A 19449-nucleotide genomic window follows, 5' to 3' on the forward strand; every position below is an offset into this window, starting at 1 on the left:
ATATTTGAAACAAATTCACAATTATGGTTGTAAAAGATGTCATTAACTATTTAGAAGAATTGGCTCCTCTTAGCTATGCAGAAGACTTTGATAACGTCGGACTTCTCGTTGGAAATAAGCATACTGAAGTCACAGGAGTTCTTGTCACACTTGATACTTTAGAAGCTGTTGTTGACGAAGCTATCGACAAAAAATGTAATCTTATTGTAAGTTTTCATCCAATTATTTTTAAAGGATTAAAAAAGATTACTGGAACATCTTATGTTGAAAGAACAGTTTTAAAAGCTATTAAAAACGACATCGCTATATATGCAGTTCATACGGCTTTAGACAATGCACTAAAAGGCGTCAATGACATCATTTGTAACACCTTAGGATTAACCAATAAAAAAATATTAATTCCTCAAAAAGGTAGTATTAAGAAACTAACGACCTACGTTCCAACAAAAAATGCTGAGTCATTAAGATCTGAATTATTTAAAGCAGGAGCAGGTAATATAGGAAATTATGACAATTGCAGTTTTAATACCGAAGGCAAAGGCACCTATAGAGGTAATGAATCTTCAAATCCGCAGGTTGGTAAAAAAGGTGAATTACATGAAGAACTTGAAACTCAAATTTCAGTGACCTTCAGTAAACATGTAGAAACTCAACTTTTAAATACACTCTTTGAACATCATCCTTATGAAGAAGTTGCTTTTGAAGTGACAACACTTGATAATTATAACCAAAATATTGGTATAGGAATGGTTGGAGAGTTGGCTAAAAGTCAGAAAACTGAAGCATTTCTCCAATTTGTCAAAGAAAAAATGAATGTCTCATGTATTAGGCATTCAAATCTTATAAAAGAAAACGTAGCAAAGATTGCGGTATTAGGAGGTTCTGGAAGTTTCGCTATTTCGGCGGCTAAAGGAGCTGGAGCTGATGTTTTAATTACTTCAGATTTAAAATATCATGATTTCTTTTCAGCAGAAAGCGACATTATTTTAGCAGATATTGGACATTATGAAAGCGAACAGTTCACAAAAAACTTTTTAGTAGACTATCTCTCGAAAAAAATTACTAATTTTGCAGTCGTTTTATCAACGACGAATACAAATCCGGTAAAGTATTTATAATTATGGCAAAAAAAGCTGAAGCATCTGTTGAAGATCGATTAAGAGCATTGTATGATTTACAATTAATCGACTCTAGAGTAGATGAAATTAGAAACCTAAGAGGAGAATTACCTTTAGAGGTTCAAGACTTAGAAGATGAAGTTGAAGGTTTAAATACAAGACTCGAAAAGTTAGGTACTAACTTAGATCTTATTGATGACCAAATCAAAGGAAAGAAAAACCTTATTGAGGAAGCAAAAGCGCTAATCAAAAAGTATTCTGAACAACAAAAGAATGTTAGAAATAACAGAGAATATAATTCTTTAACGAAAGAAGTTGAATTTCAAGAATTAGAAATTCAATTAGCTGAAAAGCATATCAAAGAATTTAAAGTTCAGATAGATCAGAAAAAAGAAGTTATTTCTGAAACTAAAAGCAAACTTAAAGATCGTACTACACACCTTAAGCACAAGCGTGGTGAGTTAAACGAAATTTTAGCTGAAACTCAAAAAGAAGAAGATGCTTTACTTAAAAAATCTGAAGATTTCCAAAAGAAATTAGATGAGCGTTTAGTAAATGCATACTTAAGAATTAGAAACAATGTAAAAAATGGATTAGCTGTTGTACCAATTGAAAGAGGTGCATCAGGAGGTTCTTTCTTTACTATTCCACCACAAATTCAAGTTGAAATTGCATCTCGTAAAAAAGTAATTACAGATGAACATAGTGGTAGAATTCTTGTTGACGCTGAATTGGCTCAAGAAGAACAAGATAAAATGGGAAAAATGTTTGCTAAACTTTAGTAAACACTACATTACAAATTAAATTAAGCCTTCATTTCTTGAAGGCTTTTTTATTTTAATAAAACTTTCACAATCTTCATATTAAGGTTTCTTATCTTTTATCGACTTAAAGAAAAATTAAACATAAAAATGAGAACACTTTTTACAACTTTGGTTATTACTGTATTATTTAGTTGCCAAAATACTGCGCAAGAAAACAAAGAGCAGCTTGCTGTTATTAACGCTAGTCCAATTGAAGTCCCTTTAGAAAATGGGAAAGCCAAAGCTTATTTCGCCAGTGGCTGTTTTTGGTGTGTTGAGGCTGTTTTTGAAAGTGTAAAAGGTGTTGAAGAGTCCATTTCTGGATATGCTGGAGGCCACACTCAAAATCCAACTTACGAATCAAATAGCTATGGTCGTGTAAAAGATCATGCAGAAGCGGTAGAAATTATTTATGATCCAAATGTAGTGAGTTTTGCAACATTAGTTGACGTCTATTTTGCGTCTCAAAACCCTACACAAGTCAATGGCCAAGGTCCAGATCGAGGGTTTCAATATCGCTCTATAATCTTTTACCAAAACGAAACACAAAAGAAAATTATAGAAGAGAAAAAAGCAGCTTTAGCTAAAGAACTCAATGCAACTATTGCGGCAGAAGTCTATCCGTTTCAAAAATTCTGGAGAGGTGAAGATTACCACCAAAATTATGAGCGACTACATCCTAATCAAAGTTATATTAGAAATGTATCTATCCCAAGATTATTAAAATTTCAAGCTAAAATGCCAGAAGTTTTAAAGAAACGCCATTAAAAGGACTTGTCATTCAGAACCAAGCGAAGAAACTATATACACTGAAGAGACATCATTAGTAATTTTGATTTTTTATTTGGTTGCTTTGATTTCAAAAATAAGAGGATACAATTTTTCTTTAGTTACATACATTCCTGAATCGGTTTTAATTAAATCAGGCAAAACATCATATGGACTTTCATCGTACTCGTTTAAGTAGTCAATTTTTAGACCTGCTTCAACAAGTGCGTTAATCACTTCGCTTAAACCATGATTCCAGCCATATTCTTTGCTTATCATCTTTGAAGTTTCATCGGCATAAGTCCCTTCATATTCCTCATAAATGGCTTCGTCTTGCATATAGCCGTATTTCATAATTGGTTTACCTTCTAAGTAATCAAACATCCAAACAATAGGATGAAACTCGACCATATAAAACGTGCCTCCCTTTTTTAAGCGTTCTGCAATCATTTTTCCCCAAGGTCTCAAGTCTGGCAACCATCCAATTACGCCATAAGAAGTAAACACGATATCAAATGTTTCTTTTATATACTTTGACGTATCCAAAACATTACATCGTACAAATTCTGCATCAAGCTGAAGTTCCTCATTTAAAGTTTTTGCCATGGCGATTCCATCATCACTCAAATCTACACCAACACATTTAGCGCCTACTCTGCTCCAACTCAAAGTATCTTGCCCAAAATGACATTGTAGATGTAATATAGACTTTCCTTTTACATCGCTCAAAGCTTTTAGCTCGTAAGGCATTAAAGACGATTTCCCTTTTTTAAAAGCATCTAAATCATACATGTCACTTTTAGAATGAATTTTCACCTTTTCATTCCATGTTTGCCGATTCACCTCAAAAAAATCTTCACTCATAATTACATTATTAAAGCTCTAAAGTAATAATTACTTCGGAAACAAAACTACTTTCATACCTTTACAATAAAACTGATGATACGACTTCTAACCATTTTATGCATGCTGACTATTCTGCTCGCTTGTAAAACTGAAACAAAAGAACATAACACCAAAACTGAAACAACTTCAGAAAAAATAAAAGAATTTACTCCTGCTGAAAAAATTGCTCAAGCTCATGGTATTGACAATTGGAATAACATTAATGAGATTCAATTCACCTTCAATGTTGATAGAGCTGACAATCATTTTGAGCGTTCTTGGACATGGAATCCTAAAACTGATGAGGTTAAACTAATATCAGAAAAAGGTGCTATTCAGTATAATCGTAAATCTATTGATAGCATATCAATGAGTTCAGATCGAGCCTTCATAAATGATAAATTTTGGTTGTTAATTCCTTTTCAATTGGTTTGGGATGAAGGCACAACAATTTCAGAACCTATAAAAGAAGTAGCTCCAATTTCTACAACTGAATTACATAAAATCACAATAGCTTACGGAAACGAAGGTGGCTATACACCTGGAGATGCCTATGATATTTATTATGGTGACGATTACAGGATTAGGGAATGGGTATTTAGAGAAGGAAACAAAAAAGAACCTTCAATGACCACAACTTTTGAAAACTATGAAGATATCAAGGGCATAAAAATTGCTAAAGATCACAAAATGGCTGAAAGCAATTTCAACCTTTACTTTACAAACATAAAAGTAAAGTAACTTATAAGGTTTAAATAAACATTCAAGTTAAAAATTGTTCGAAATAAAAACATCTAAACTGTAGCAATTAGACGTATATAAAGTATATAATATTCCGCTTTATGCGTCTATATATATTCAAAGCGCTTCATCTATTTAGTTGAAGCGCTTTTTACTTAGCCAATAAAGTTTTTATCGACGTGAGCGCCATCGCAATAGGGTTTGTTTTGAGAAGCTCCACATCTGCAAAAAGCTGTCGTTCTATTTTTAGTTTCTTTACGTCCATTGTTATGAGTCACTTTCAAAGTACCATATACTAAAAGTGGACCGTTTTCCATCACTTCGACTTTGGTATCTAGAGATTCTGAAGCTTCATTATCTTCACCATTCATATAATAGCTTAGTGCACCAGACGGACAAGCTTTAACTTGCTTAACTAATGCTTCCGTTGATGCTGCATCTATTTTAATCCATGGTTTCTCTTTAGGCTGAAACACATCACCTAAACCTTTAACACAAATTGCAGAATGAATGCAAGCATCAGGTTTCCAAACGATAGTAACTTCTCCGTTGGAGTATTCTTTTGTCTTTCCCATATCGCTTTGATTTCTTTAAAGATACTAAAAAAACAATTCATTTACACTCGAGAAATTGACGCTTTCAACTGTTCTTTCCTACCGTAATTATTCTTATTTTTGTTAGATACCATAAAACTAAACACCTTGTCCAACTATAAATCTGGTCTTGATTTTGCTAAACAACAAGACAAAAACGACGAACTTTCATCGTATAGATCACAGTTTCATCTTCCGAAAGACAATAACGGAAATGAACTTATTTATATGACAGGAAACTCTTTAGGTTTACAGCCTAAAATCACAAAAGATTACATTAATCAAGAACTAGAAGATTGGGCAAATCTAGGTGTTGAAGGCCATACAGAAGGAAGAAATCCTTGGTTGTATTATCATGAGTTCTTAACTGAAACCATGGCCAATATTGTAGGAGCTAAACCCATAGAAGTTGTGGTGATGAATTCATTAACAGCTAATCTTCATTTTATGATGGTCAGTTTTTATAATCCAACTCCTAAACGCTATAAAATCTTAATTGAAGCTGATGCCTTTCCAAGTGATAAATATGCTGTAGAATCACAATTGCGTCATCATGGTTATGATGAGAAAGAAGGGTTGATTTTATGGAAAGCACGCGAAGGCGAAGAACTTGCCAATTACGAGGACTTAGAATCAATCTTAAAGGAACAAGGCGACCAGATTGCGCTTATAATGATTGGTGGCGTTAACTATTATACAGGCCAATTTTTCGATTTAAAACGTATCACCCAACTTGGTCACAAACATGGATGCGTTGTTGGTTTCGATTGTGCTCATGGCGCAGGAAATGTACAACTTAATCTTCATGATTCTGGAGCTGACTTTGCGGTTTGGTGCACTTATAAATATTTAAACTCAGGACCAGGAAGTTTATCTGGCGCTTTCGTACATGAACGTCACGCACATAATAAAGAGTTAAATCGTTTTGCAGGTTGGTGGTCACATAACAAACAAACACGTTTTAAAATGCGTGATGAGTTTGACCAATTACCTGGAGCTGAAGGTTGGCAATTAAGCAATCCTCCTATTCTGTCTATGGCTGCCATTAGAGCTTCTTTAGATGTATTTAAAGCTGCTGGATTTGAAAACCTGTGTGAAAAATCAGTTCGACTTACAGGTTACTTCGAATTTTTATTAAACGAACTCAATAATTCGGATATAAAAATAATTACACCTAGCAATCCAGATGAACGTGGTTGTCAAATTTCAATCCAAGTGAAAAATGCTGATAAAAGTTTACATGATAAACTTACAAACGCTGGAATAATCACCGACTGGAGAGAACCAGATGTGATTAGATGTGCTCCTGTTCCTTTATACAATTCGTTTATGGATGTTTACGGATTTGTTGAACGGTTAAAAACCATTTTAAATTAAACAATGTTACCACGAACGCAGTCTAGAGGTCTTAAACAGGTCTCGAATGCGCTCAACCAGACAAACAAACATATGAAACAACAAAACATATTAATCATTGGAGCTGGTCTCTGCGGAAGTTTACTCGCATTGCGTTTAGGACAACGTGGTTATAACGTTACAGTATATGAAATGCGTCCAGATTTGCGTAAAACAGATATTTCTGCTGGTCGATCAATTAACTTAGCATTTTCAGATCGAGGCAATAAAGCCATGAAATTGGTTGGTATTGAAGACAAGGTGAAAGCATTATGTATACCTATGAATGGTCGAATGCTTCACGACAAAGAAGGCAATACGTTTTTATCAAACTATAGTGGTAGAGATCACGAGTATATCAATTCTATTTCTAGAGGAGAGCTTAACGGACTTTTATTAACTGAAGCAGAAAAACATGATAATGTTAGGATTCATTTTAATAAAAAATGTAAATCGGTAGATTTTGAACATACAACTGCAAGGTTTAGAGACTATGAAACAAAAGACGAGTTTGTGGAAGATGCAGACTGCATTATAGCTACTGATGGCGCAGGTTCGGCCTTGCGGAGAAGTTATTACTTAGAACGCAAATTTTTATTCAGTTTTTCGCAAGATTACTTAACTCATGGGTATAAAGAATTATCCATTCTTCCTACTGAAAGTGGAGATTATAAAACCTACAAAAACGCTTTACACATTTGGCCTAGAGGTGATTTCATGGTTATTGCTTTACCAAATTTAGATGGTAGTTTTACTGTAACTCTATTCTTAAGTTTTGATCAAGGTGAATACAATTTCAATAATTTAACAACACCAGAAATCGTAACGGAATTTTTCCAAAAAGAATTTCCTGATGCCTTAGAATTAATGCCTAATCTTGTTGAAGATTTCTTCGACAATCCAACTGCACCTTTAGGAACCGTAAAATGTTCGCCTTGGCATTACAAAGGGAATACCTTACTTATGGGAGATTCTGCTCATGCTATTGTGCCTTTTTACGGACAAGGGATGAATGCGTCGTTTGAAGATGTGGTAGAATTTGATGCTGTTTTAGACCAACATGAAGGCAATTGGGAAACCATCTTTTCTGAATATGAAAAAACCAGAAAGAAAGATACAGATGCAATTGCAGATTTAGCAATTGATAACTTCCATGAAATGAAAGACCACGTTGGTCAAGCTATATTTCAAGAAAAACGAAAAATTGAAATGGCTTTAGAGAGAGAATTCCCTGAAGATTATTCTTCAAAATATAGTTTAGTTACCTTCAACGAACATATTGGTTATCGTGAAGCCATGTTAAAAGGTCGTGCACAAGACAAAGCCATTTTAACAATGTTAGCAGATGGAATTATCTCAACCGAAGATGACATTAAAGATATCTTAGATAAAGTTCAATCAGAAACCAAAGCCATTCTTGAAGATGATAGAATTGCTGGTTTGCATTAAAAAAATGAATGTCACCTCGAGCGCAGTCGAGAGGTCTTAAAAAAGGTCTCGACTGCGCTCGACCAGACAAACTAATAAAATTATGAGCGAAAAAATAGTAACACCAAGAGGAGCCTATCCACATGTAAAACAAGTTGGCGATTTCATTTTCGTTTCGGGTACAAGTTCTCGACGACCAGACAATACAATTGCTGGTGTAGATATCATTGACGACATGGGAACTAAGCGCTTGAATGCCGAAACCCAAACTCGTGAAGTATTACAAAATATAGATGCCAATTTAAAAAAAGTAGGTGCCAGTTTAAAGGATGTTGTTGATGTGACTTCCTTTTTAGTGAATATGAATGATTTTGCAGGCTATAACAAAGCCTACGGAGAATTCTTCGACAAAGCAACTGGACCAACCCGAACGACAGTCGCAGTACATCAATTACCTCATCCAGATCTCGTTGTCGAAATTAAAGTGATGGCTTTTAAAAAACAAGAATGAACATTAAAAACTATATCAACGGAAACTTTCATAATCCCATTCTAGACAATTGGATAGACAACTACAATCCGTCTAATGACGAGATTTACGGCCAAATACCTAACTCATCAAAAGAAGACGTTGAAAACGCATATATTGCTGCAAAATCAGCGTTTCCAGTGTGGTCGCAAACCACTCTGGAAGAACGCAGTCGCATCCTTATAAAAATATCAGAATTATTAGAATCCAATTTGCAACGTTTTGCAGAAGCCGAATCTAAAGACAATGGAAAACCTGTATCACTTGCTAAAGCTGTTGACATTCCAAGAGCTGCGAGTAATTTTCGTTTCTTCGGAAATGCCATTACGCAATTCGCTAGTGAGAGCCATGAAAGTATTGGCCAACAAGCCATAAATTATACCTTGCGTCAACCCATTGGAGTTGTTGGCTGTATTTCACCTTGGAACCTGCCACTCTATTTATTCTCTTGGAAAATAGCTCCAGCACTTGCAGCCGGAAACTGTGTGGTTGCCAAACCTAGTGAAGTAACACCAATGACAGCATACCTTCTTGGGGAAATTTGCAACGAAGCTGGTCTCCCAAAAGGTGTTTTAAATATTGTTCACGGACTTGGAGGTTCAACTGGTCAAGCCATTATTGAACATCCAGATATAAAAGCCATTTCATTCACAGGAGGAACAGCAACTGGAGCTCATATCGCCAAAGTCGCTGCTCCAATGTTTAAAAAATTATCGTTAGAGTTAGGTGGGAAAAATCCGAATATCATTTTTGCAGATTGCGATTATGACGATATGCTTAATACGACCGTTCGTTCATCATTTGCAAATCAAGGACAGATTTGTTTATGTGGGAGTCGGATATTTGTGGAAGCATCAATTTATGAGACATTCAAAACCGATTTTGTAACGAAAGTAAAACAACTTAAAGTTGGTCATCCTTCTGAAGCTGACACAAATATTGGAGCTTTGGTTTCCAAACCTCATCTTGATAAAGTAAAAGACTACATTCAAATTGCTAAAGATGAAAACGGAACTGTATTATGTGGTGGAAATGAAGTCACTGTCAAAGGTTATGAAAATGGTTATTATTTAGAACCTACCGTTATTGAAGTTCAAAGTGATGAATGTCGCGTCAATCAAGAAGAGATTTTCGGGCCAGTAGTCACCATAATGCCATTTCATACTGAGGATGATGTTTTAAAAATGGCAAACAAAGTAAAATACGGGTTATCCGCAACCTTATGGACAAATGATTTAAAACGCACAATGCGAATGAGCAACCAATTGCAAGCAGGAATAGTTTGGGTTAACACTTGGATGATGCGCGATTTGAGAACACCCTTTGGAGGCGTTAAAGCTTCTGGAGTTGGTCGTGAAGGTGGTTTTGAAGCCTTACGTTTTTTCACCGAAGCTAAGAATGTTTGCATTAAATATTAAAGGAGTAAGGTCTCGACTTCGGTCGACCAGACAATAAATAAAAATTTAAAACTAAATGTCACTTCGAGCTCAGTCGAGAGGTTTCAATAGAATTTAAAATATGGATTTACAACTAAACAACAAATACGCATTAGTCTGTGGAAGCACAGCAGGAATAGGCAAAGCAACAGCTTTAGCGCTAGCCGAAGAAGGGGTCATAGTTACACTTATTGCTAGAAATGAAGACAAGCTTAAAGTCACTTTAGCCGAATTACCTCAACATAGATCTCATGATTATATCGTTGCAGATTTTTCAAATCCGAAAGCATTAAAAGAAAAGGTAAGTGATTATATATCTAATAATCATGGGTTCCATATTTTAGTAAATAATACAGGAGGACCAAAAGGCGGACCTGTTTTTTCAGCAGATGTTTCAGAATTTGAAAGTGCATTTACCCAACATTTGAAATGTAACCATGTGCTAGCACAAGCGGTTGTTCCATTTATGAAAAGTGAAGCTTATGGTCGAATTATAAATGTGATTTCTACATCTGTGAAACAACCACTTGATGGCTTAGGTGTTAGCAATACCATACGAGGTGCTGTGGCTAATTGGAGTAAAACTTTAGCCAATGAATTAGGACAATTTGGAATCACGGTCAACAACGTGCTTCCAGGAGCAACAGGCACCGAACGTTTAACTGAAATCATTAAAAACAAATCGGCCAAAACAGGCACAACTGAAGATGAAGCTGCTAATGCTATGAAAAGTGCTGTGCCAGCTAAACGCTTTGCAAAACCTCAAGAATTGGCAGATGCTATTACGTTTTTAGCTAGTGAACGCGCTGCTTACATTAATGGAATAAATCTTCCTGTTGATGGCGGACGAACAAAGTCATTGTAAACGAAAGAACAAAGAGCACCTTCTTTTTTAATATTAAATCCATTTATTATTACTAATTTTATTGGATTGATGAATTTGCGTTAAGGATTGAAAGGTTTATTTGAGCTCATCTCTGATAGCGAGCCTTGAAAGCCTGACCCTTTATGGGTAACGCCCAAAATAAAACACTATGAGTAAATTATTTCCACCCATAAATTTTAAAGCTTGGATTGAAGAAAATCGACATCTTTTAAAGCCACCAGTTGGTAATAAAGTCGTTTGGAAAGATGGTGATTTTATTGTCATGGTCGTTGGTGGACCTAATAGTAGGAAAGATTATCACTATAATGAAACACCTGAATTTTTCTATCAAGTTGAAGGTGACATAGTTTTAAAAGTCATTGACAAAGGCACGCCTAAAGATATTCATATTAAGGAAGGAGACATATTTTTACTACCACCTAAAGTACCACATTCTCCGCAAAGAGGTGCAAATACGGTAGGTTTAGTTATTGAGTATCCTCGTGAAGAAGGTGTGCAAGATGCCTTATTATGGTTTTGTGAAAACTGTACAACTAAATTGTATGAAGAGGACTTTACCTTAGACAATATTGAAACTGATATGCCAGCTATTTTTGACAAATATTATGGAGACAAGGACAAACGTAGTTGTCCGAATTGTGGAGAAATCATGCAGCCACCTAAAAAAGTTCAATTAGAAGAGTAAATTAATTAACTCCTGAAATCATTTTAGGATACTATTATGGAAAAACGAAAATTAAGAATAAACGGTCATTCCCACCTGCTTCCCTATCCGGAAGAAATTCCTGAATTCATGAAAGATAAAGGGATTTTTTGGGTAGATAAAGATCGTAAATTCATGCTTCAAAAAGACTGGAATCGCCCGATTACAGATTCTAGTTTCTTTCTAGATGAGAAGCTTGCTTGGATGGAGCATTTTAAGATTGACCATGCCGTAGTTTTAAACTTATCTCAACTTTACGGAAATGGCTTAAGGCTTGAAGAAATGAAACAAGCATTACGTTTTCAAAATGATTTTAATGCCAGAGTACAGAAAGAAAATCCAAGCAAATTTACAACAGGTTTTGTTGTACATCCAGGTTTTGTAAGAGGTGCCTGCTGGGAAATTGAACGTTGTGTTGAAGAGTTAGGCATGCAGTTATTATGTTTACCAACACATTATATGGATACCATTGGAACTTGGCGTTGCATTTTTGATGAAGAGAATGAGCCGATTTTTGAGCTCGCAGATAAATATAATTTAGCAGTAGAAATTCACCCTTATGATGGTGAGAAATTTATAAAACTTGAAAACACATCTTGGCGTTTTCACTTAATTTGGATGCTTGCACAATGTGCAGATGCTTATCATTTTTTAACCTTAAATGGCTATTATGAAAAGTATAAAAATATGCGTATTTGCTTTGCTCATGGTGGGCAATTAGCTCAAATTAATTTGGGTAGACGTATCCAAGGCTTTGATGGTAGACCAGATTTATTTAAAGATAAAACCCACCCTAGAAAAGCTGTTGGTCATAAAAATATTTTCTTTGACACTTTAGTTCATGATACTGGTGGACTTGAGTTACTTATAAGAAATCAAGGTTCTAAACAAGTATTAATGGGATTAGATGATCCCTATCCTTTAGGCGAAATGGAAAGCGTGCAACAAAGTTCGTATCCTGGTAAAATATTAGATCTCGCTGTAGACCGAAAGATTATAGGAGAAACTGAACGTGATGCCATTTGGGAAGATAATGTCATACAGTGGTTATGCGGTGATAACGAAGATGCTAAGCAAAAACTTGTGAATAGGATTTTATCGTAATTTAGAAATAACAAAAAAAAACCTTTCAACTCTATTAGAATTGAAAGGTTTTTTATTTTCTATTGGTTTAAACTATAAGCCTAAAGCGTCTGTCCCTTGTTCAAAAATAACATCAACTGGAATGTTAGCCTCACTTAAACGATCTAAATCAGCTTGAAGTTCTGGTGAAATAATTCCACTTTGAGCAACTAATTTTGAAACAGCATCATAATCACCATCACCTTGAATTGTTAAAATTAGATTTGACAAATCTTTCATAGCCCGTAACATTTTATCAAAGTTTACTTTATATGTACCGTCTTCATTTCGTGAAAACGCTCCCTTTTCTTTAAAAAAGTTAAAACGAATCATATTGGCTTTACCATGAGCAGAAGATGCTCCAAAGCGAACTGAGCGAAAAATACCAGCCATAAACGTAACCATATTATCTTTTATATCTTCTTTCAATTCACCTCGTTCTTGTAATTGCTGTATCATATATAAGCCTAAGATGTCTGCTTTACCTTCTTCTAAAGCACTAGCATGTTCTTTTAAAGATGTTCTCACAGTACCCTTTCCATTAATGGTATTCTTTATACCTAAACCATGAGCTACTTCATGAAACATAGTATTTGCAAAAAACGCATCAAATGTGATGTGTTTACGCTGACTTTCTTCAATTAACACATCCGAAATTGGCAATAAAATTTTATCAAACTTTGCTCGCATAGCATTTTTTAATTGTAAACGACGTGTCCCTTTTTGCAGTTGCACTTCTTCATCATTTGGAAGGTTAATTGCTATGGTTTTACTACCCGAATTACAATCACCAGCATAATACACCACATCATAAGCGTTTAAATCACTATCTGTTCCAGGTTTTTCAGCTTTATACGCGTCATCTACAGGCAAGCCTTCTTGAAGCTCAGGTAAATAAGCACTAAACTTTGCTAAACGCTTACTCCATTCTTGATCTTTAATCAACACGTAGGCTTCATGAGCTGCTTTGTTTCCAAACATCTGGTCTTCGTAGGTTTCAATTGGACCTATAACAATATCAAGTGTATTGGTTTTCATATCCATCCAAGCCAAATCACTAGCTTGGTAATTATCATCTAACAATGCTTTGGATCTCAATTTCAAATACGCCTGCAAACCTTCATCTTCAGCCAATTCAGAAGCTTGTACAAGTAAATCTGACACCTCTTTTAACTCTTCTGCAAATTGAACATGATAAGGTATAGAATATAAAGCTCCGTTCTCATCACGTCTAACAAAATTATAAATACTTGATTTGTTTTCTATATCTGCAGATACAAACTCTTCTTTAGTCATGTCTTTTGGATAAAAGTTTGCTCCTAAAGGCTTTTCTTTAAATCCATCAACAAAAGGGCTATTTCCATCAAGTCGATCCCATGGACCATAATTAATTTCTACAAACTTCTTTGTGTCTTCATCTGAAATGGAATTTAACAGCTCTTTTTTATCTCCATAAGCTTCAAACCAAAATAAATCGTTCATTTTATCTGCTGCCTTAATAAGCAACGGAATCATTTTACGTTCGTTTTCAGACAATCCACTAATATCTGCTGTAAGCTTAAAACTCACATATTTACTTAGTTTCTTTTCTAAAGGTGTCATTTCTTTTTCTGGCATTACGACCTCCTCTTTTTTATCTCCTTTACATGAAGTAACTATCACTAATAGTGACAGCATGGCTATTATTTTTTTCATAAATTTTAATAGGTTTATTTAGTTTTCCAAAGTTAATTAAATTAATAAGTTTCAACAGGCAGTAACGTCTATTTTTTATTATAGACATTTGGTATTATCCATTTATAATTTTCAAAAACACATCTGCAAATGGATCTTGATTTACTACAGTGTAATAAAATAATGCGCCTAACCAACCATGTAGCAATCCTAAAACGTATAAATTTTTTGATTTTAAATACACATAACCATAATATAAAGCTAAAAAGAATGTACCTATCATTAACCAATTTGAAGGGTAATGCACTATAGAAAAAAGTATTGCTGTCAATACGATAACCGGAAATTTATTCAATCTAACAAATTTGAGAGTATTCAAGTTACCAGCAACAAGTCCAATTGTTAGAAATTGTTGAACCGTTCCCCAAATAGGATACGTGATTAATAATGGAATAATATGCCATGATAAATTAAGTGTTCCTTGAAGATAACCAATGACCAGAAATGATAGAATTGAAAGTAAAGCAAAAGGCATCATTAGTCTTAAAACTGTTTTAAAATTATCAATCCGAAATCCCCAATCTCTTAAAACTAACGTATCTTTTTTATAGCGATACCTAATGTAAATTGACCAAGCCAAAATAGCAAAAACCACGAATGGTAATCGCCAATTTAAATAATCCATAAATACAAATTTACCAACACCAGTTAAGGCAACAGCAATGATTTCTAATAGTCTTACTTTATCAGAAATTGGTCGTGTCAAACTAAAGTTTGAGAATTCAACTAAATATTTTGTGAGTTTTGATTTCATCTTTATTGTTTTAAAACCTCGCAGAAAAAACTACGAGGTTTATTGTCAGCATATTTACTACTAACCATCATCAAAACTAACCTTTAGTCTTCATTTGTTTTAAGGTCTTTATCAATATAAGCTACATCTCTAGTGTTCTTTTGTACTGCAATTGCAGAAAATAGACTTAAGGTAAATGACATGCCATAGAATCCCTTCTCACTCAGCTCTAAATCTGCATTCCAAAGGCCAATAATTAATAGTACAATGGCAGCAATAGAGGTAAACCAACTAATCCCATAATACATTTCGGTAACCTGAATATCTTCAAGTTTATCTCTTACTGCTTTTTGAACTGAAATCACTGAGAATAATCCGAAAAGTAAAATGGTGAAATAGTATCCTTTTTCATTAAGTTCCATATTTGCATTCCATAAACCTATACAATATGAAACCATTCCAATACATAAAGCCGTCCAAGAAGCTCCAATAAATGCAGGCGTAGGTTTTTGGTTATAGATCTTTTTCTCTTTCTTTTTCGATTTAACTTTGTCGTCTTCTTTTAACGATACTGTTGTTTGATAATTCATAATGTTTTGTTTTAATGATTATGATACAAATGTGCAACGATAAGCACAACACGAAAACACAGATTTAATGAAATACTGACGATTATATATGTATTATAGTATTCAATAACGTTATATTTAGTGCATTCATAATATATATACTGACGACTAAATGACTGATTTAAATACTATAGTTTCCACGTTTTCTTCCGAAGAACAACAACGATTTATCAAATACTTAGAAAACAAGAACAAACGAAACGACACAAAGAACATCGAACTATTTAAACTATTAACCAAAGAAGACCTTAGCTCAAAAGCATTGTGCTTCGCTATTTATAAAACAGATAATAAAGTAGCTTATCATGCCCTTAGAAAACGACTTTATCAATCACTAGTTGATTTTATTGCCAATACAAATCTTGAAGAAGAGAATTCTATTGACATGCAAATCATAAAATACATTTTGGCGTCAAGAACATTTTTAATTAAGAAACAATTTAAAATTGCTTATGCCATTTTAGATAAAGCTGAAGTTTTAGCTCATGAACATTCCTTGTTTCCAATATTAAATGAAATCTATCATACTAAAATTCAGTACGCCTATTTAAACCCAAAAGTTGACATAGATGAATTGATTTCTAAATTTAAAATCAATCAGAAAAATCACTACCTAGAGGAAGAACTCAATATGGTTTATGCTAAAATACGGCAAACCTTAAATGATATGACCTTTAAAGGTGAAGTTATAGATTTTCAAACTATTTTAAACACTACACTAGCTGAACATAACATTAGCCTCAACAATTCGATGTCATTTAAATCGCTCTATCAGCTCATGACTATCGTAAGTATTTCGGCTTTTGTAACCAATGATTATCTAAAAATAGAATCCTTCCTATTGGAAACATATTCAAAAATTAGAACACACAAATTAAAAGACAAGCAATTGTATTATCACATTCAAATTGTGTATATGATTGCGAATACGTTATTCAGAAATAAAAAATTTAAAATGTCTTTATTGCATTTAGAGACTATGAAAGTTTTAATGGAAAAACAACGAAGAAAGCATTTTAAAACTTTTGAATTAAAATATAATTTGCTGTTAGCCTTAAATTTAAATTATTCTGGTTTTCAAAACAAAGCCATTGAAAACCTTGAAGAATTTAAGCAATCAAAACACAATGACCTTGAATCCTTTTTAGATATTCAATTAAGTCTAGTTATGTTTTACATCCAGGGTTCAAAATTTAAGAACGCGCAACATCTTTTTTCAAAATTTTACCATACAGATAAATATTATATTGAAAAGGCAGGAAAAGAATGGATTATTAAAAAAAGTCTAGTTGAAATTATTCTACATATCGAATTAGGACATATAGATTTAGTAGAATCAAGATTACTTAGCTTTAAGCGTAACTACAATTCATATTTAAAACAAATTCAGCAAGAGCGTGTTTTAACCTATTTGAAGTTAGTAAACCATTATTATAAACACCCAGAATCTGTGACTACTTCAAAATTCAAGGACAAAGTTGAAGCCTCATTTAATTGGATAGAAGCTGAACAAGAAGACATTTTTGTAATGAGTTTTTTCGCTTGGTTAAAAAGTAAAATGGAGAACAAACCACTTTATGAGACCACCTTGCAACTTGTAGAAATTGTCAAAAAAAGCTAAATTCAAGTTAAAATAAAAAGTATATTAAACCTTTAAAATCTTTTGTAGTCTTAACTACATCAATTAAAAAAACAAATAATTAAAAATTATGAAGAAATTAATGCTGATTGCAATTGCTTTATTAACCTTAAACGCAACTGCACAAGACAAAAAAATCAAAAAAGGACATCTTAATGATTTATCTGCCGAAGAAGTGGCTACTTTAAAAACCAAAAAATTGACGTTACACTTAGACTTGACTGAATCTCAACAAGAGAAAGTAAAGACCATTGTTCTTGAAGAAGCAAAATATAAAGAAAACCAAAGAGCTGTTCACAAGAAAAAAAAGAAAGATGAAACGTCTAAAAAACTATCTAAAGAAGATCGATACGCTATGGCTAACGAACGTTTAGATCGACAAATTGAAATGAAAAAACAGATGAAAGCTGTCTTAAATGCTGAACAATACAAAAAATGGGAAGCATCGCTATCTAAGAAAAATCAAAAAAAACGAAAAGCTCTTCGTGGTAAGAAATCTGATAAAAAGCAATAAGCCTAATTGTATTATTCGATTTATGAGCATTGATTTTTAAAATCAGTGCTTTTTTTATTTGCCATTTTAAATTAAAAATCATTAATTTAGTAGCCTAAATTTCTTTCAAAATATCATAATGATGAAAAAACTAATAACACTTTGCTTTTTTGCGTTTGCACTTATGTTTAGCACGCAAGGATTGGACGCTCAAAACAAAATAGAAATTAATGGAGCAGCTTCAGAAAAAGCAAAAGACATTCAAAAGAATATTAAAATCAATAGTAATCAATTAGAGGAAGTTTACCAAGCTTACAAGGCATTTGAGACTACCTATCAAACGATTAGTAGTGATTTACAAGGAAATCAAGTACAACTTGAAAAAATTAATACCATTTTAGATAAAAGATTAAGTGAGATTTTAAACCAGGAGCAATTTGACAAATATATTGCCCTTTACAGGTCTAATTAGTCTTTAAGGAATACCTAATAAAAAAGCCTACTTAAATTTAAGTAGGCTTTTTTATTATAAGCTTTTTGCAACTTTCGCAACAGCGGCAATAGTTGCGTCTAAATCTTCATAACTAAGGGCATCAGTAATAAACCAAGTTTCAAAAGCACTCGGAGCGATATAAATCCCTTCGTTTAGCATCCCATGAAAAAAGGTTTTAAAAGTTTCATTATTACCTTTTACAGAACTTTCAAAATCTACAACATCATCTTTTGAAAAATGAATGGAAATCATAGACCCAACCCTATTAATAGTGTGTGTAATTCCTGCATCAATTAAAGCTTGAGAACAGCCTTTATGCAAATACTTTGTTTTATCTTCTAGTCGCTGAAACAATTCTGCGTCATTATTTATAGACGATAGCATAGCAAGTCCAGCAGCCATTGCTAGTGGATTTCCACTTAAAGTACCAGCTTGATATACACTACCTAAAGGTGCTAAATGATTCATTATTTCGGTACGACCAGCAAAAGCACCAACAGGAAGTCCACCACCAATTACTTTTCCGAAGCATACAATATCAGCATCAACACCATACAACTCTTGGCAACCACCTTTAGCCAGTCTGAAGCCTGTCATAACTTCATCAAAAATCAATAAGATTCCATTGGCATCACACTCACGTCTTAGCGCTTGTAGAAAACCATCTTTTGGCGGAATACATCCCATATTTCCAGCAACTGGTTCAAGGATAATACAGGCAATTTCATTTGGATTGGCTTTAATCAGTGCCTTCACATTATCAATATCGTTAAATCTCGCCAACAAAGTGTCTTTGGCAGTACCTTGTGTCACACCTGGACTATTTGGGCTTCCAAAAGTAACAGCTCCACTACCAGCTTGAATTAAAAACGCATCACTATGACCATGATAACAACCAGCAAATTTTATAATCTTATCTCTTTTCGTAAATCCTCTTGCTAAACGAACGGCACTCATACAAGCTTCTGTCCCAGAATTCACAAATCTGATCTTATCAATATTAGGCACCATTGACACTGCCAATTCAGCAATTTTAGTTTCAATTTCGGTAGGCATTCCAAAGGATGTACCCAACTTGGTTTTTTCAATCACAGCATTGACAACGGGTTCAAAAGCGTGACCTAAAAGCATTGGTCCCCAAGAATTTATATAATCGATATAACGATTATCATCTTCATCATAAACATAAGCGCCTTTGGCAGATTTTGCAAAAATTGGAGTTCCTCCAACGGCTTTAAATGCTCTAACTGGAGAATTAACACCTCCTGGAATAACCTTCTCTGCGTCTTTAAAAAGCGCACTACTTCTTTTGTACATCATA

General features: G+C 33.8%; 20 protein-coding genes. 14 read left to right on the top strand and 6 right to left on the bottom strand.

The window, feature by feature from the left end:
* The first annotated feature begins 23 nt into the window (after positions 1 to 23).
* The 3 genes from VOI25_RS06970 to msrA all read left to right on the top strand — a co-directional run bounded on the left by VOI25_RS06970 (position 24) and on the right by msrA (position 2689).
* Complete coding sequence (locus VOI25_RS06970) at positions 24 to 1118, top strand: Nif3-like dinuclear metal center hexameric protein (protein ID WP_323788335.1); 1095 nt, start codon at positions 24 to 26, stop codon at positions 1116 to 1118.
* 2 nt (positions 1119 to 1120) lie between these two features.
* Positions 1121 to 1900, top strand: coding sequence for a zinc ribbon domain-containing protein (locus tag VOI25_RS06975; RefSeq protein WP_323788336.1), 780 nt, complete (start codon positions 1121 to 1123; stop codon positions 1898 to 1900).
* 129 nt (positions 1901 to 2029) lie between these two features.
* Positions 2030 to 2689 carry a peptide-methionine (S)-S-oxide reductase MsrA gene (gene msrA / locus VOI25_RS06980; RefSeq protein ID WP_323788337.1) on the top strand — a complete coding sequence of 220 codons (660 nt, stop codon included), beginning with the start codon at positions 2030 to 2032 and terminating at the stop codon, positions 2687 to 2689.
* A 72-nt stretch (positions 2690 to 2761) separates the two neighbouring features.
* On the opposite strand, the gene VOI25_RS06985 is transcribed toward msrA, so the two are convergent.
* Positions 2762 to 3553: a class I SAM-dependent methyltransferase gene (locus VOI25_RS06985; protein ID WP_323788338.1), complete on the bottom strand. Its 792-nt coding sequence runs from the start codon at positions 3551 to 3553 to the stop codon at positions 2762 to 2764.
* A gap of 102 nt (positions 3554 to 3655) precedes the next feature.
* On the opposite strand from VOI25_RS06985, the gene VOI25_RS06990 reads away from it, so the two are divergent.
* Positions 3656 to 4315 carry a hypothetical protein gene (locus tag VOI25_RS06990; RefSeq protein ID WP_323788339.1) on the top strand — a complete coding sequence of 220 codons (660 nt, stop codon included), beginning with the start codon at positions 3656 to 3658 and terminating at the stop codon, positions 4313 to 4315.
* Positions 4316 to 4470: 155 nt separating this feature from the next.
* On the opposite strand, the gene VOI25_RS06995 is transcribed toward VOI25_RS06990, so the two are convergent.
* Positions 4471 to 4890 (bottom strand): (4Fe-4S)-binding protein, encoded by a 420-nt coding sequence (locus VOI25_RS06995; protein ID WP_323788340.1) that lies wholly within the window; start codon positions 4888 to 4890, stop codon positions 4471 to 4473.
* A gap of 126 nt (positions 4891 to 5016) precedes the next feature.
* On the opposite strand from VOI25_RS06995, the gene kynU reads away from it, so the two are divergent.
* From kynU to VOI25_RS07030, 7 genes are all read left to right on the top strand, one after another.
* Positions 5017 to 6285 carry a kynureninase gene (kynU, locus tag VOI25_RS07000; RefSeq protein ID WP_323788341.1) on the top strand — a complete coding sequence of 423 codons (1269 nt, stop codon included), beginning with the start codon at positions 5017 to 5019 and terminating at the stop codon, positions 6283 to 6285.
* Positions 6286 to 6357: 72 nt separating this feature from the next.
* Positions 6358 to 7752, top strand: coding sequence for an NAD(P)/FAD-dependent oxidoreductase (locus VOI25_RS07005; RefSeq protein WP_323788342.1), 1395 nt, complete (start codon positions 6358 to 6360; stop codon positions 7750 to 7752).
* 82 nt (positions 7753 to 7834) lie between these two features.
* Positions 7835 to 8242: a RidA family protein gene (locus VOI25_RS07010; protein WP_323788343.1), complete on the top strand. Its 408-nt coding sequence runs from the start codon at positions 7835 to 7837 to the stop codon at positions 8240 to 8242.
* On the top strand, positions 8239 to 9678 hold the full coding sequence (locus VOI25_RS07015) for an aldehyde dehydrogenase (protein ID WP_323788344.1): 1440 nt from the start codon (positions 8239 to 8241) through the stop codon (positions 9676 to 9678). Before VOI25_RS07010 ends, VOI25_RS07015 begins: the two co-directional genes overlap by 4 nt.
* A 100-nt stretch (positions 9679 to 9778) precedes the next feature.
* A complete protein-coding gene (locus VOI25_RS07020; protein WP_323788345.1) occupies positions 9779 to 10561 on the top strand; it encodes an SDR family oxidoreductase in 783 nt (260 codons plus the stop codon).
* A gap of 169 nt (positions 10562 to 10730) precedes the next feature.
* Positions 10731 to 11267 (top strand): 3-hydroxyanthranilate 3,4-dioxygenase, encoded by a 537-nt coding sequence (locus tag VOI25_RS07025; protein ID WP_323788346.1) that lies wholly within the window; start codon positions 10731 to 10733, stop codon positions 11265 to 11267.
* A gap of 36 nt (positions 11268 to 11303) precedes the next feature.
* Positions 11304 to 12389 (top strand): amidohydrolase family protein, encoded by a 1086-nt coding sequence (locus VOI25_RS07030; RefSeq protein WP_323788347.1) that lies wholly within the window; start codon positions 11304 to 11306, stop codon positions 12387 to 12389.
* Between the two features lie 72 nt (positions 12390 to 12461).
* On the opposite strand, the gene VOI25_RS07035 is transcribed toward VOI25_RS07030, so the two are convergent.
* The 3 genes from VOI25_RS07035 to yiaA all read right to left on the bottom strand — a co-directional run bounded on the left by VOI25_RS07035 (position 12462) and on the right by yiaA (position 15464).
* Entirely contained in the window at positions 12462 to 14102 is a 1641-nt protein-coding gene (locus VOI25_RS07035) for a dipeptidyl-peptidase 3 family protein (RefSeq protein ID WP_323788348.1), read from the bottom strand.
* 94 nt (positions 14103 to 14196) lie between these two features.
* Entirely contained in the window at positions 14197 to 14895 is a 699-nt protein-coding gene (locus VOI25_RS07040; RefSeq protein WP_323788349.1) for a CPBP family intramembrane glutamic endopeptidase, read from the bottom strand.
* Positions 14896 to 14978: 83 nt separating this feature from the next.
* Positions 14979 to 15464: an inner membrane protein YiaA gene (gene yiaA / locus VOI25_RS07045; protein WP_323788350.1), complete on the bottom strand. Its 486-nt coding sequence runs from the start codon at positions 15462 to 15464 to the stop codon at positions 14979 to 14981.
* Positions 15465 to 15615: 151 nt separating this feature from the next.
* Here yiaA and VOI25_RS07050 point away from each other — a divergent pair, with 151 nt between their 5' ends.
* The 3 genes from VOI25_RS07050 to VOI25_RS07060 all read left to right on the top strand — a co-directional run bounded on the left by VOI25_RS07050 (position 15616) and on the right by VOI25_RS07060 (position 18107).
* Positions 15616 to 17124 carry a hypothetical protein gene (locus VOI25_RS07050; RefSeq protein ID WP_323788351.1) on the top strand — a complete coding sequence of 503 codons (1509 nt, stop codon included), beginning with the start codon at positions 15616 to 15618 and terminating at the stop codon, positions 17122 to 17124.
* A gap of 88 nt (positions 17125 to 17212) precedes the next feature.
* Positions 17213 to 17656, top strand: a complete 444-nt coding sequence (locus VOI25_RS07055) for a hypothetical protein (RefSeq protein ID WP_323788352.1) — start codon at positions 17213 to 17215, stop codon at positions 17654 to 17656.
* Between the two features lie 121 nt (positions 17657 to 17777).
* The gene (locus VOI25_RS07060; RefSeq protein ID WP_323788353.1) at positions 17778 to 18107 is read left to right on the top strand and encodes a hypothetical protein; all 330 of its coding nucleotides are present in this window, start codon (positions 17778 to 17780) and stop codon (positions 18105 to 18107) included.
* 54 nt (positions 18108 to 18161) lie between these two features.
* On the opposite strand, the gene hemL is transcribed toward VOI25_RS07060, so the two are convergent.
* The gene (hemL, locus tag VOI25_RS07065; RefSeq protein WP_323788354.1) at positions 18162 to 19448 is read right to left on the bottom strand and encodes a glutamate-1-semialdehyde 2,1-aminomutase; all 1287 of its coding nucleotides are present in this window, start codon (positions 19446 to 19448) and stop codon (positions 18162 to 18164) included.
* Position 19449: the final 1 nt, after the last annotated feature.

Source organism: Psychroserpens sp., from assembly GCF_034670085.1.
Taxonomy (GTDB): domain Bacteria; phylum Bacteroidota; class Bacteroidia; order Flavobacteriales; family Flavobacteriaceae; genus Psychroserpens.

Bases quoted from the DNA above. Each gene is read 5' to 3' on its own strand.
- VOI25_RS06970 (WP_323788335.1), top strand. From the start codon at position 24: ATGGTTGTAAAAGATGTCATTAACTATTTAGAAGAATTGGCTCCTCTT.
- VOI25_RS07015 (WP_323788344.1), top strand. From the start codon at position 8,239: ATGAACATTAAAAACTATATCAACGGAAACTTTCATAATCCCATTCTA.
- VOI25_RS07010 (WP_323788343.1), top strand. From the start codon at position 7,835: ATGAGCGAAAAAATAGTAACACCAAGAGGAGCCTATCCACATGTAAAA.
- VOI25_RS07050 (WP_323788351.1), top strand. From the start codon at position 15,616: ATGACTGATTTAAATACTATAGTTTCCACGTTTTCTTCCGAAGAACAA.
- hemL (WP_323788354.1), bottom strand. From the start codon at position 19,448: ATGATGTACAAAAGAAGTAGTGCGCTTTTTAAAGACGCAGAGAAGGTT.
- VOI25_RS06985 (WP_323788338.1), bottom strand. From the start codon at position 3,553: ATGAGTGAAGATTTTTTTGAGGTGAATCGGCAAACATGGAATGAAAAG.
- yiaA (WP_323788350.1), bottom strand. From the start codon at position 15,464: ATGAATTATCAAACAACAGTATCGTTAAAAGAAGACGACAAAGTTAAA.
- VOI25_RS07035 (WP_323788348.1), bottom strand. From the start codon at position 14,102: ATGAAAAAAATAATAGCCATGCTGTCACTATTAGTGATAGTTACTTCA.
- VOI25_RS07025 (WP_323788346.1), top strand. From the start codon at position 10,731: ATGAGTAAATTATTTCCACCCATAAATTTTAAAGCTTGGATTGAAGAA.
- VOI25_RS07060 (WP_323788353.1), top strand. From the start codon at position 17,778: ATGAAAAAACTAATAACACTTTGCTTTTTTGCGTTTGCACTTATGTTT.
- VOI25_RS07020 (WP_323788345.1), top strand. From the start codon at position 9,779: ATGGATTTACAACTAAACAACAAATACGCATTAGTCTGTGGAAGCACA.
- VOI25_RS06990 (WP_323788339.1), top strand. From the start codon at position 3,656: ATGCTGACTATTCTGCTCGCTTGTAAAACTGAAACAAAAGAACATAAC.
- msrA (WP_323788337.1), top strand. From the start codon at position 2,030: ATGAGAACACTTTTTACAACTTTGGTTATTACTGTATTATTTAGTTGC.
- VOI25_RS07005 (WP_323788342.1), top strand. From the start codon at position 6,358: ATGAAACAACAAAACATATTAATCATTGGAGCTGGTCTCTGCGGAAGT.
- VOI25_RS07040 (WP_323788349.1), bottom strand. From the start codon at position 14,895: ATGAAATCAAAACTCACAAAATATTTAGTTGAATTCTCAAACTTTAGT.
- VOI25_RS06975 (WP_323788336.1), top strand. From the start codon at position 1,121: ATGGCAAAAAAAGCTGAAGCATCTGTTGAAGATCGATTAAGAGCATTG.
- VOI25_RS06995 (WP_323788340.1), bottom strand. From the start codon at position 4,890: ATGGGAAAGACAAAAGAATACTCCAACGGAGAAGTTACTATCGTTTGG.
- VOI25_RS07030 (WP_323788347.1), top strand. From the start codon at position 11,304: ATGGAAAAACGAAAATTAAGAATAAACGGTCATTCCCACCTGCTTCCC.
- VOI25_RS07055 (WP_323788352.1), top strand. From the start codon at position 17,213: ATGAAGAAATTAATGCTGATTGCAATTGCTTTATTAACCTTAAACGCA.